At 60.6% G+C, this 12,464-nt stretch carries 11 protein-coding genes; 5 read left to right on the top strand and 6 right to left on the bottom strand.

Annotated features, from left to right (window positions below; translation table 11 throughout):
• Positions 1-230: 230 nt before the first annotated feature.
• From fdhE to fdnG, 4 genes are read right to left on the bottom strand one after another with little or no spacing between them, the layout of a single operon-like run.
• Entirely contained in the window at positions 231-1,157 is a 927-nt protein-coding gene (gene fdhE, locus J3P75_RS13405) for a formate dehydrogenase accessory protein FdhE (RefSeq protein WP_434711069.1), read from the bottom strand.
• Between the two features lie 3 nt (positions 1,158-1,160).
• The gene (locus J3P75_RS13400) at positions 1,161-1,826 is read right to left on the bottom strand and encodes a formate dehydrogenase subunit gamma (RefSeq protein WP_434711067.1); all 666 of its coding nucleotides are present in this window, start codon (positions 1,824-1,826) and stop codon (positions 1,161-1,163) included.
• Positions 1,823-2,758, bottom strand: coding sequence for a formate dehydrogenase subunit beta (gene fdxH / locus J3P75_RS13395; RefSeq protein ID WP_434711065.1), 936 nt, complete (start codon positions 2,756-2,758; stop codon positions 1,823-1,825). Before fdxH ends, J3P75_RS13400 begins: the two co-directional genes overlap by 4 nt.
• Positions 2,759-2,772: 14 nt before the next feature.
• Complete coding sequence (gene fdnG, locus J3P75_RS13390) at positions 2,773-5,838, bottom strand: formate dehydrogenase-N subunit alpha (protein ID WP_434711063.1); 3,066 nt, start codon at positions 5,836-5,838, stop codon at positions 2,773-2,775.
• Between the two features lie 354 nt (positions 5,839-6,192).
• On the opposite strand from fdnG, the gene J3P75_RS13385 reads away from it, so the two are divergent.
• The 4 genes from J3P75_RS13385 (at position 6,193) to J3P75_RS13370 (ending at position 11,111) form a co-directional block, all read left to right on the top strand.
• Positions 6,193-7,347: a MalY/PatB family protein gene (locus J3P75_RS13385; protein ID WP_434711061.1), complete on the top strand. Its 1,155-nt coding sequence runs from the start codon at positions 6,193-6,195 to the stop codon at positions 7,345-7,347.
• A gap of 823 nt (positions 7,348-8,170) precedes the next feature.
• Positions 8,171-9,028, top strand: coding sequence for a glucose 1-dehydrogenase (locus tag J3P75_RS13380; RefSeq protein WP_206416235.1), 858 nt, complete (start codon positions 8,171-8,173; stop codon positions 9,026-9,028).
• Between the two features lie 85 nt (positions 9,029-9,113).
• Positions 9,114-9,725 carry a Yip1 family protein gene (locus J3P75_RS13375; protein WP_434711059.1) on the top strand — a complete coding sequence of 204 codons (612 nt, stop codon included), beginning with the start codon at positions 9,114-9,116 and terminating at the stop codon, positions 9,723-9,725.
• A 42-nt stretch (positions 9,726-9,767) separates the two neighbouring features.
• Positions 9,768-11,111, top strand: coding sequence for a cation:proton antiporter (locus J3P75_RS13370; RefSeq protein WP_434711057.1), 1,344 nt, complete (start codon positions 9,768-9,770; stop codon positions 11,109-11,111).
• A gap of 23 nt (positions 11,112-11,134) precedes the next feature.
• On the opposite strand, the gene J3P75_RS13365 is transcribed toward J3P75_RS13370, so the two are convergent.
• On the bottom strand, positions 11,135-11,299 hold the full coding sequence (locus J3P75_RS13365) for a hypothetical protein (RefSeq protein WP_434711055.1): 165 nt from the start codon (positions 11,297-11,299) through the stop codon (positions 11,135-11,137).
• Between J3P75_RS13365 and J3P75_RS13360 the strand changes: the two genes are divergently transcribed.
• On the top strand, positions 11,298-11,600 hold the full coding sequence (locus tag J3P75_RS13360; protein ID WP_434711054.1) for a hypothetical protein: 303 nt from the start codon (positions 11,298-11,300) through the stop codon (positions 11,598-11,600). The two genes, J3P75_RS13365 and J3P75_RS13360, sit on opposite strands and share 2 nt — an antisense overlap.
• A gap of 252 nt (positions 11,601-11,852) precedes the next feature.
• Here J3P75_RS13360 and J3P75_RS13355 read toward each other — a convergent pair whose 3' ends face one another.
• Positions 11,853-12,392 (bottom strand): hypothetical protein, encoded by a 540-nt coding sequence (locus J3P75_RS13355; RefSeq protein WP_434711052.1) that lies wholly within the window; start codon positions 12,390-12,392, stop codon positions 11,853-11,855.
• Between the last annotated feature and the right edge of the window lie 72 nt (positions 12,393-12,464).

Genomic DNA, 12,464 nt, shown 5'->3' with positions numbered 1-12,464 from the left:
ATGTGGGAGCTTGCTCCCGCTGGCGGTGTGTCAGACAACATGAACGTGACTGGATTGACGCTATCGCGAGCAGGCTCACTCCTACAGGGATCTGGGGGTGAATCGGTATGTGTGGCTTGGCAAATAACCAGGTAGGAGTGAGCCTGCTCGCGATGGCGATAGGTCGGTCAAAGATGATGTGACTGAAACGGCCCCTTCGGGCTAGCTCGCTTCGACAGTTTCTGCTCTGGTCATTCGTCGCCCGGCGCCAGCAACAGATTCGGCGCCAGCCGCTGAAAGCCGTCCTGCGCCAGGCGCATGTCCAGCAGCAAACTGCCGAGGTCCGCCGACAACGCCTCGGCGTCGGCATCGTTTTCCAGATAGACCAGTTTCAGATAGCTGTTGCAGCCGGGGCAGACTTCCGCCCTTAACGGCGCCTGATTGGCGGCGTGGCGATCATCCTCAAGGCTCAGATAGTCGAGGCCTTTGCTCGATTCGCAATACACGCACTTGACCCGCACCACATGCCATTCGCAGGCGCACAGCGAACACACCAGATAACGCAAGCCGTTGTGTTTGCCGCGATGGCGGATCACCCCGGCCATCGCCGGAGAACCGCACGCGGGGCATTGGCTGAGGCTGTCGCCGGGTTTCAATTGCAGATGGGGCGCGCTGAGCAACCAGTGACTCCACGCCACTTGCAGCGCCGCGCCGAGGAACGGCACCAGTTGCGCCGGCACCAATGAATACTGGCCGCTGACCAGAGCGACAGCCCAGGAACGCCATTGACCGGCGCTGGCGACCCGCAGCGTCGTCACTGCCTCGATAACGGCGGGTTGTTCAGACGGCGTATAACGCTGCAACAGCGCCGAAAGATAAGCCTGCCAGCCCTCCTCGCGCACCAGCGTGTCTGCAGCGAACGGCGGCAAGCCATGTTGCTGGCTAGCCTCGATACGTTGCTGATCAAATGGCGCGGTCAGCGGCGGATCATCGAACACCTGCTGCTGAACCCGGCACAACCCGGCGATCAAACGCAGATACTCGGCCAGCGCATGCCCCTCGGCCAGTTGTTCCAGCCGTTGCGCGCGCAAGGCAAACAGGTTGTGCGGCGGCAGGTACAGGAACGGCGGCGAACTGGCCGCCGCTTCGATTTCCCCGGGTTCCAGAATAGTCGGCAAACGTCAGCCCTTTTTACTGATGGGTCGCTCTGGCACGTCCACGGGACGTTCATCGCGGGTGATGTCGCGGTACCACAGCGCGTGATGTTTTCTCGCCCAGGCGCGGCTGACCCGGCCATGCAGCATGGCGTCGACCGACCCCTTGATCCACAGCCCGGCGTAGATGTGCACGATGATGCTCAGCACCAGAATGAACCCGGCCAGCGCATGCAAGAGCATCGCCCAGCGGATCACGCTGATGCCGAAATACACGCTGAACCACGCGCGCCAGATCACCAGCCCGGTGAACAGCAACGCCAGCATGCACAGCAGTAAAGTCCAGAACAGCAGCTTTTGCCCGGCGTTGTATTTGCCCACTGGCGGCACGCTGTCTTCGTCGTTGACCATGACCCGGTTGATCCGCCGCAGCCATTGCCGATCGTTGGCGATGAAAAAGTTTGTGCGCCAGAAGCTCAAGACCAGGCCGAGGAACAGCACGAACATGGCGATGCCCATGTAGGGGTGCAGGATCCGCGTCCAGGTGCCGCCGCCGAACAGGTTGCTCAGCCAGAACAGCGCCGGGTGAAACAGCGCCAGCCCGGACAGCCCGGCCATGAAAAACAGGATCGCCACCAGCCAGTGATTGGTGCGCTGGTTGGCGCTGTAACGCAGGATCGTCTTGTGGCTCATGGCCGCTCCTCCCCGCGTGGATCGTAGGTGTGCACCGCCGGGTCGACGACATGCACCGCGGTGTCGGGCGGCGTCGGCCGTTCATCTTCCTCGACGCGATTGGGGCCGACGCGCACATAGTGGAAGAACCCGGCAATCACCGCCGCGCCCATTGCCAGCAGCGCCAAGGGTTTGCTGAGGCCTTTCCACAAATCTACCAGCGGACTGATTGCTGGGTGATCGGGCAAACCGGCGTAGAGTTTCGGCGTGTCGGCATGGTGCAAGACGTACATGACGTGGGTGCCGCCGACGCCTTGCGGGTCGTACAGACCGGCGTTATCAAAGCCGCGGCTTTTCAGGTCGACGATGCGTTCGGCGGCGTGCTCCTTCATGTCTTCCTTGGTACCGAAGACGATGGCGCCGGTCGGGCAGGTTTTCACGCAGGCCGGTTCCAGCCCGACCGCCACGCGATCGGAACACAAGGTGCACTTGTAGGCCTTGTGGTCCTTTTGCGAGATACGCGGAATGTTGAACGGGCAACCGGTGATGCAGTAACCGCAGCCGATGCAGTGATCCTGATTGAAATCAACGATGCCGTTGGCATGCTGGATGATCGCGCCGGGGCTCGGGCACGCCGCCAGGCAGCCCGGCTCGGCGCAATGCATGCAGCCGTCCTTGCGGATCAGCCACTCCAGATTGCCGGCGTCGGTTTCATGCTCGGTGAAGCGCATCAGCGTCCATGTATCCGCGGTCAGGTCCTGCGGGTTGTCGTAGGTGCCGTGGTTGTGGCCGACCTCGTCGCGCAACTCGTTCCATTCCGAGCAGGCGACCTGACAGGCCTTGCAGCCGATGCATTTGGTGGTGTCGATCAGCTTGGCGACGGCGTCCTGATTGCGTACCGACGGCGGCACCGTGGTGGTGGCCGAGCGGGCAATGATGTCTTGGCTGGCCATTTATAAGGTCTCCACTAGAGCTTCTCCACGTTGACCAGGAATGACTTGGATTCCGGGGTCTGGGTGTTGCCATCGCCGAGGAACGGCACCAGCGTGTTGGTCAGGTAACCGTGGCGCGTCAGGCCGGTAAATCCCCAGTGCAGCGGGATGCCGATCTGATGCACAACCTGGCCGTTGACCTGCAGCGGCCTTATCCGCTTGGTCACCACCGCCACCGCCTCGATAAAGCCGCGCTTGCAACTGACCCGCACGCGATCGCCGGCAGCGATGCCCTTCTCTTTCGCCAACACTTCGCCGATTTCGACGAATTGCTCGGGTTGGGCAATCGCGTTCAACTTGCAGTGCTTGCTCCAGAAGTGGAAATGCTCGGTCAGCCGGTAACTGGTGCCGGCGTAGGGGAAGTCCTTGGCCTCGCCGAGGCTTTCCCAGACCGAATCGAAGATCCGTGCCGCCGGGTTGCTGGTGGCTTTCTTGTTTTGCGGGTGCAGCGGGTTGATGCCGATCGGCGTTTCAAACGGCTCGTAGTGCTCGGGGAATGGCCCTTCGTTCATCTTGTCGACGGCGAAGAACCGGGCCACACCTTCGGGGTTCATGATGAACGGGTTCATCCCGGCTTCCGGCGGCACATCGGCCTTGTAGTCCGGCACATCGGTGCCGCCCCAGGTTTTGCCGTTCCACCAGACCAGGCGTTTTTTCGGGTCCCACGGTTTGCCCGCAAGGTCCGCCGAAGCGCGGTTGTAGAGAATCCGTCGATTGGCCGGCCACGCCCACGCCCAGCCTTGATGCTGGTGCATGCCGTAGGGGTCGGCGTTGTCGCGGCGAGCCATCTGGTTGCCGGCCTCGGTCCAGCTGCCGGCGAAGATCCAGCAACCCGACGCAGTGCTGCCGTCATCCTTGAGCAAGCCGAACCCGGCCAGTTGCGTGCCGGCCTTGACCATCGCGCCACTGGCATCGGTGAAGTCGGCCACCGCGCTGCCGTTGATTTCCTTGGCCAGCTCTTCCGGCGAAGGCTCGTCGGCGATCTTGTATGGCCACGACAGTTTCAGCAGCGGATCGGGGAATTTGCCGCCCTCGGTCTGATAGCGTTTGCGCAGGCGCAGGAACAGTTCGCTCATGATGCGTATGTCGGTCTGCGCTTCGCCGGGGCCATCGGCGCCCTTCCAGTGCCATTGCAGCCAGCGACTGCTGTTGACCAGCGAGCCGTCTTCCTCGGCGAAACAGGTGGTCGGCAGGCGAATCACTTCGGTCTGGATCTCGGAGGTTTTCACGTCGTTATATGGCCCGACGTTGTGCCAGAACTCCGAGGTTTCCGTGGCCAGCGGGTCCATCACCACCAGCCATTTCAGCTTGGCCAGGGCGACCATCACGCGGTTCTTGTCCGGCAGTGCGGCGATCGGGTTGAAGCCCTGACACAGGTAGCCGTTCACTTTGCCCTGGCCCATCAGGTCGAACATTTTCAGGACGTCGTAGTTGGGGATGTCCAGTTTCGGCAAATGATCGAACAGCCAATTGTTCTCGGCGGTGGCGTTGGCGCCGTACCAGGACTTCATCAGGCTGACGTGGAATTTGCTGTAATTCTGCCAGTACGAAAGCTGCCCCGGCCGGAGCGGCACTTGCGTGCGTTTGTGAATGAACTGGGCGTAATCCTGCTCGCTGTCGCTGGCCAGGGTCAGGTAACCGGGCAGCGCGTTGGACAGCAGACCGAGGTCAGTCAGGCCCTGAATGTTCGAGTGCCCGCGCAAGGCATTCACCCCGCCACCAGGCATTCCGACGTTGCCCAGCAGCAATTGCACCATCGCCGCGCTGCGGATGATCTGCGCGCCGATCGAGTGCTGGGTCCAGCCGAGGGCGTAGAGGATCGTCATGGTCTTACCCGGCGTCGAGCACGTGGCGATCTCGTCCCAGATCTTCTGCATGGCGTCGACCGGCATGCCGCAGATCTGGCTGGCCAACTCGATGTTGTAGCGGCTGTAATGCTGCTTCATCAATTGATAGACGCAGCGTGAGTCTTGCAGGGTCGGATCGACCCGGACGAAGCCGTCCTCGGCGAACTCGTAGCCCCAGCCGGATTTGTCGGTGTAGCTGCGCTTTTCCGCGTCATAGCCGCTGAAAATGCCGTCCTCGAAGCCATAACCGGCTTTGACGATGAACGACACGTCGGTGTAGTTGCGCACGTATTCGTGCTGGATCTTGTCAGTGGTCAGCAGGTAATTGATCAGCCCGCCCATGAACGCGATGTCGGTGCCGGTGCGGATCGGCGCGTAATAGTCGGCCACCGAAGCGGTCCGGGTAAAACGCGGATCGACCACGATCAGCCGCGCAGCGTTGTGCGCCTTGGCCTCGGTCACCCATTTGAAGCCGCACGGATGCGCTTCTGCTGCGTTGCCACCCATCACCAGGATCAGATTCGCGTTGGCGATATCGGTCCAGGTATTGGTCATGGCACCACGGCCGTACGTCGGGGCAAGACTTGCCACCGTCGGGCCGTGTCAGACACGCGCCTGGTTATCGAACCCCAGCATGCCGAGGCTGCGAATCACCTTCTGGGTGATATAGCCAGCTTCATTGGACGCCGCCGAGGCCGCGAGGAACCCGGTGCTCAGCCAGCGATTCACCGTTTGCCCGTTGGCGTTCTTTTCGATGAAGTTGGCGTCGCGGTCGGCTTTCATCAGGTCGGCGATGCGATCGAGCGCTTCGTCCCAGCTGATTCGCGTCCACTCGCTGCTGCCGGGCTTACGCACTTGCGGGTATTGCAAGCGACCAGGGCTGTGAATGAAGTCGAGCAGGCCTGCGCCTTTCGGGCAGAGGGTGCCGCGGTTGACCGGGTGGTCGGCGTCGCCCTCGATGTGAATGATGTTCTGCGCCACGTTTTTCCCGGCATCGCCCTGGCTGTACATGATCAAACCGCAGCCGACCGAGCAATACGGGCAGGTGTTGCGGGTTTCATGGGTGTGGGCGAGCTTGAAGTGACGCACCTGCTCGGCGAAGGCTGGCGTCGGGGCCATGCCCAACGCGCCCAGGCTTGAGCCTGCAAGGCCTAGACCTGCGACCTTGAAGAACTGACGACGGCTGAGATCCATCGTGCACTCCTGATCAGGTGGAACCCGGTACTGGTGCCGGGTTTTATCTGGACAATCACGGTTGCGACGCCTTGGCGTCGACTTTTTCACTGTAGACAATCAGCGCAGCGCCTGGGTGAAAACCGACCGTCGGGGGTTTTGCCGCGCGATTTGATGGCTTTGTACACACTCTGTGGGAGCTGGCTTGCCAGCGATGGCGTCGGCACATTCAATATTGATGGTGCCTAATCCACCGCAATCGCTGGCAAGCCAGCTCCCACAAAGGTTGCAGGTGGCCGTGAGGTTTTGTGTGCTCACGCAGGCCTTGCGGCTTATCATGACGCCCCTGAACAACCCGCCTTCACGAGACCGCGCATGACTTTCGATTTTGATCAGGTATTCGACCGCCACCACACCGGCAGCACCAAGTGGAGCCGTTACCCGGCGGACGTCCTGCCGATGTGGGTCGCGGACATGGACTTTGCCGCGCCGCCGGTGGTGATCGAGGCCTTGCAGCAGCGCTTGCTGCACCCGCTGGTGGGCTACAGCGTGGCGCAGGACAATTTGCGCGAAGCGATCGTTGCCGATCTGTGGAACAAGTACGCCTGGCAGGTCAAGCCGCAGGAGCTGATCTTCCTGCCGGGGGTCGAGTCCGGTTTCAACATGGCCCTCAAGGCATTGGTGCAGCCACAGCAGAACGTTGTGGTGCAAGTGCCGAACTACCCGCCGCTGCGCCAGGCGCCGGGGCATTGGGGGTTGAACAAGGTCGAGCTGGAATTCGTCGCTCAGGCGGATGGCAGTTATCTCACGCCATTGACGGCGCTGAGTGATGCGCTGGCGGGCGGCGGCGCGCTACTGTTGAGCAATCCGCACAACCCGCTCGGCAAGGTGTTTGCTGCTCAGGAGCTGCGTGATGTCGCTGATATCTGCATGGCGCAGGATGCCTGGATCATTTCTGACGAAATCCATGCCGAGCTGTGTTTTGACGGTCGCGTGCATGTTCCGACGGCATCGCTGAGCGCTGAGATCGCGCAGCGCACCATTACGCTGATGTCGGCGAGCAAGGCTTACAACATTGCCGGCCTGAAGACTTCGTTCATGATCATTCAGAACGCTGCGCTGCGTGAGCGCGTCAATCATGCTCGTTGCGGCATGGTCGACAGTGTCAATCCGCTGGGTATGGAGGCTACTCGGGTGGCGTACAGCGAAGGCGCGCCTTGGTTGGCGGAACTGAAGGTTTATCTGCAGGGCAATCGCGACTGGCTGGTTGAGGCTGTGCGCAGTCGTTTGCCGGGGGTGACGATCAATGTGCCGCAGGGGACTTATCTGGCGTGGCTGGATTGTTCGGCGCTGGATCTGGTTAATCCGCAGCAGTTCTTCCTTGAGCAGGCGAAGGTTGGGTTGAGTGCCGGGGTGGATTTTGGTGATCGGCATCAGCAGTTTGTTCGCTTGAATTTCGGTTGCCCGCGGTCGTTGCTTGAAGATGGCATCGGTCGGATGGAGCGTGCGCTGGCGCAGCGCAGTGCCTGATTCTTCGGTGATTTTCCTGAGCAGGTGATCTCCTGTGGGAGCTTGCCTGCAAGCGATGGCTTGCTTTCAGGCGCTGAGTTTTGGGGACATATCCGTTGCTTCGGGTGTTGCGGCTGGCGGTTTCGCCCTTACGGCGAGTCCCTTTTTCAAACGCCAAAAAGGAACCAAAAGGCTTTGCTCCTACGTACGGCCCTCGCAGGCTCGGGTCCCTTCGCTGCGGGATCGATCCGGGCGCAGCGGCTACGGTTTGCTTCGCTGCACCTCCTTCCGCTGTGTACGACTTCGTCGTACGGTCGCTGCGCTCCCACGCCCGGATCAATCCCTCCGCTCAGCCTTCCGATGTCGCTGGTTAGGCAAGATCAAAAGCACTCGAGCTGGCGCTCATTGTTGAGTGGTTAGAAGCGGTTGTTCGGCTTGGGATTTGCGGTGTATTCGCCCCTCATCGGAACGCCGCCCGCCCAGCCCTCTCCCGAGGGAGAGGGAGCCGATCTTTGGGCTTTTCAGAATCTGAGTTCGACTCGGTATCCCAGGTCGGCGTATATCTCACATCCACCACGATCAGTCCCCTCTCCCTCCGGGAGAGCGCTAGGGTGAGGGGCTTTTGATTTTCGATTGATAGCCTGGTGGCGCACGCGATCCCTGTGGGAGCTTGCCTGCAAGCGATGGCGCCATGACATTCAGCCTTTATGTCAACTGACACACCGCCATCGCCAGCAGGCTGGCTCCCACATTGGTTTTGCATCTTGTTCGAATCCGATCGAACTCACGGCAAATACCCCGGGTCAACCCGAGACACTTGCCTTGAAACGAAGGAGACCCTGCGATGAGCGACTATCCAAAACCACCCTTCCCCAAACAAGCCCAACCCGTGCCTGGCTCGCAGCGCAAGATGGAGCCGTATCCCGATTGCGGTGAGCAGAGTTATGTCGGTTCGGGCCGGCTGGCCGGCAAGATTGCGTTGATCACTGGCGCTGACAGCGGCATCGGTCGTGCGGTGGCGATTGCTTTCGCGCGTGAAGGCGCTGACGTGGCCGTGGCGTATCTGAATGAGCATGAAGACGCCAAGGAAACCGCGCGCTGGGTCGAGCAGGCCGGGCGTCAGTGTCTGTTGTTGCCGGGTGATATCGCCGAGAAAGCCCAGTGTCAGGCGCTGGTCGACAAGACCGTCGAGCGCTTTGGGCGTATCGATGTGCTGGTCAATAACGCTGCATTCCAGATGACCCACGAGAATTTCGAAGAAATTCCCGACGAAGAATGGCTGATGACCTTCGATGTGAACATCACTGCTATGTTCCGCATCTGTCAGGCGGCGATCAAACACATGCGCCCCGGTTCGTCGATCATCAATACCAGTTCGGTCAATTCGGACATGCCCAAACCGACCCTGCTCGCCTACGCGACCACCAAAGGGGCGATTGCCAACTTCACCGGTGGCCTGGCGCAGATGCTTGGGCCGAAGGAAATCCGCGTCAACAGCGTGGCGCCGGGGCCGATCTGGACGCCGTTGATTGTCTCGACCATGCCCGAGGAAGAAGTACAGAACTTCGGTGGCAGCACGCCGCTTGGCCGTCCCGGTCAACCAGTGGAAGTCGCGCCGATCTATGTGCTGCTGGCCTCGGATGAAGCCAGTTACATCACCGGTCAGCGCTACGGCGTGACCGGCGGCAAACCGATGCTCTGACCACCGGCGAGAAAAACTGAACCCAGCGGCGTGACGTGCCTCCATACCTTAGAGCCCGACGGGCCAACAGGATCTGGAGGTCGTCATGTCCGCACCTATCGTCAAGCTGTTCACCCGACCCAACTTCGCCTGGACCGATATCCGCCGCGAAGAAGAAGCCCACCCCAGACATTACCTTGCGCACCTGCTGCTGCTCGCGCTGATTCCGGCCGTGTGCCTGTTCATCGGCACTACCTACGTCGGCTGGAGCCTGGCGGTCGGCGAGAACGTGCGATTGAGCATGGCCAGCGCCTTGCAGCTGTGCATTCTGCTGTACCTGACCATCGTCGTCGGCGTGGCGATCATGGGCGGTTTCATTCGCTGGATGTCGCGCACCTTTGACGCGCGGCCGACGCTCAATCAATGCATCGGTTTTGCCGCTTACACCGTGACGCCGTTTTTCGTCGCCGGGATTGCCGGGCTGTATCCAAGCCGCTGGCTGGCAATACTGGTGCTCGGTGCCGCATCTATCTATTCGACTTTCCTGTTGTTTGTCGGGCTGCCGACCTTCATGCACGAGCGCAAGGAACAGGGCCTGCTCTACTCCGCCTCGGTGTGGGGCGTCGGCCTGCTAGTGCTGGTGACCCTGCTGGTGTCGATGATTCTGCTGTGGTTCAACGTGCTCATCCCCGAGTACCTGCGCACGACCGCAGGTTGAGTCGATGAGTGCGTTTACATTGATAATTGATGGCGGCCGTTCGTGAGTTTCACGGTATGGGTCGCGGTGCTCGGTGCGGTGTTGCTGACCCTGGCGCTGACCGCCTCGTACTTGCGCTGGATGCCGGTGACGACGTCCGCCGTGTGTCTGCTGCTGGGCGTCGCCATCGGCCCGAGCGGCCTGAACCTTTTGAAACTGTCGCTGGAAAACGCCTCGCTGTGGATGGAGCACCTGACCGAAGTGGCGGTGCTGTTTTCCCTGTTCGTCTGCGGCCTGAAGTTGCGTTTACCGCTGACGGATAAACGCTGGCGCATCGCGTTTGGCCTGGCCGGCCCGGTGATGGTGCTGACGATTGCCGGGGTCTGCCTGCTGCTGCACTGGGGCCTTCAGTTGCCATGGGGACCGTCGTTGCTGATCGGCGCGATTCTGGCGCCGACCGACCCGGTGCTCGCAGCGCTGGTGCAGGTCAACGATGCGCGGGATGTCGACGGCGTGCGCTTTGGCCTGTCCGGCGAGGCCGGTCTGAATGACGGCATCGCCTTCCCGTTCGTGATTCTCGGTCTGTTGCTGATTCACAGTGACAACATCGCCGGCGAGTGGCCAGGCTGGCTGTTGCGCAGTGTGCTGTGGGCGGTACCGGCGGGTCTGTTGACCGGTTACTGGATGGGCCGCGGTATCGGTCGCGTCACGGTGTTGCTGCGTATCCACAATGAAGACAGCACTCTCAGCCCCAATGACTACCTCGCGCTGGCGCTGATCGCCCTGGCTTACGTGGTTGCCGAAGCGATTGGCGGTTATGGCTTTCTTTCGGTATTCGCCGCCGGCCTGGGCTTGCGCCAGGTCGAAGTGAAATCCACCGGCGTCAGCCAGCCGCCCGCCGAGCATCTGGTGCAACCGGTGGTCGGCCATCAGAACGTCGAACCGCAACACGCGGTGCGTGGCGACACCGATGAGCTGAAGAGCAGCCAATTGGCCGCCGGCATCATGATGGGCGACATGCTCGCGTTCGGCGGGCTGGTCGAACGGGCCATGGAAGTGTTTCTGGTAACCCTGCTCGGCGTGGTGCTGTTGGCGCACTGGGACTGGCGGGCCCTGTTGGTCGGCGGTGTGCTGTTCTGCCTGATTCGCCCGGCCTGCGTGGCGCTGATGCCATGGGGCACGCTGCTCAAGGGCCGCCAGCGGCTGTTGATCGGCTGGTTCGGCATCCGCGGGATCGGCAGCCTGTTCTACCTGTTCTTCGCCTTGAATCACGGCCTGACCAACAACGTCGCCACGCTGTGTACCGACCTGACCTTGTCGGTGGTGGCGCTGAGCATCCTCGTGCATGGCATCAGCACCCAGCCAATCCTCGCGGGATATGAACAGTACAAGAAACAAAAAAGCTGATTTTTATCGCGGCGCTTTAACGGTTAATTGATCGAAGTTTTTTCTGCAAAAAAAAGGATCCCCGCTTCGTTGCCAGCGGTCACAACCATAACCGTCGCTGAGTGCATCAAGCGGCGGCCCGGCAGGTTCGATTCCCCTGCGGCGCGACGCCTATGAAACGGAATCCTGAAGAAAAAGGTTACGGTCATGAAAGAACGTTCGACTCCTGCGCAAATCAAGGCTTGCAGAGCACTGGCTCTGGAACGCAACCGTCAATTGTTCGATAACGCCCACACCCTCAACCGCGCGGCCAACGCGATGCTCGAGGTGGAGAATCTGGATATGGAGCAGTTCGAGCATTACCGGGCTTTACGCAAGAAAGCCGATTTGCTGTTTGAGGATGCGATTGATCATCTGTGCGTGTTGAATGAGGATTTTCCGCCGATTCCTCAGGCGTCGCAGCAGTCCCAAGCGGTTGAGCTTGAGCGTGAGCTTGAAGTGGCGAGTTAAGTCTGAAAGCCCCTCACCCTAGCCCTCTCCCAGAGGGAGAGGGAACTGACCGCAGTGACTAGTTGAATTACGTCGACCTGAAATACCGAGTCGAATACAAAATTTGAATCCTGCGAAGATCTGCTCCCTTTCCCCTCGCCCCCTTCGGGGGAGAGGGCTGGGGTGAGGGGGTACGATCTGAAGTCCACTACAAAATCCAAGCGAACAAAAAGCCCGAAACCATAAAGTCGGGCTTTTTTCGATTTCCAGCCATCATCCCCCCGGATTCGTCACCTGGATAAACACCGCATACCCCCCCAGCAACACCCAGAACGTCGCAAAAATCCACGGCGTGCGCAACGAAAACAACAGCGACTTGCGATAACCCTTGTGGCTCGACTCGACTTCACTGAACAGCGGCGATTCGTCGTACGCCAGCCCCATCACCGGTTCAGCTTCCAATAACTGGCTCTGCTTGAAGTGCCAGTGATCAATGATGTCGTACGCCGCGCGAATCCCCGGCCAGGCGTTCAGCGAGCTGAGCACGCCGAGCAGCGCCAGAAACGGCGGTACTACCAGCGTGAACAGCTTGCCCCACTCCGGATTGAGATTGGCCATGCACGAGGCGAACGCGATCACCAGAAACGACTGCGCCGCCAGATAGGCGTCGGTGCGGTTGGCGAGAATGCTGGTTTCGTACTGGATTTCGCGCCGATAGAAATCCAGACGTTCCTTGGGCGAGCCGAACATCTTGGCGTTGTGTTCGGTCAGCGCCTCTTCTTCAGCCGTGGGATGGGTCAATATGCGAGACAAAACAAACACGCTCCGAGGTGGTTAAAAACCTTTCGAAACCCTCGGTGACGGACAAGTTCAGGCGAACTGACC

Origin of the sequence: Pseudomonas sp. R1-1, from assembly GCF_051132135.1 — a bacterium.
In the GTDB taxonomy this organism is placed as follows: Bacteria; Pseudomonadota; Gammaproteobacteria; order Pseudomonadales; family Pseudomonadaceae; genus Aquipseudomonas.
This window is presented reverse-complemented; position numbering and strand designations above follow the sequence as displayed.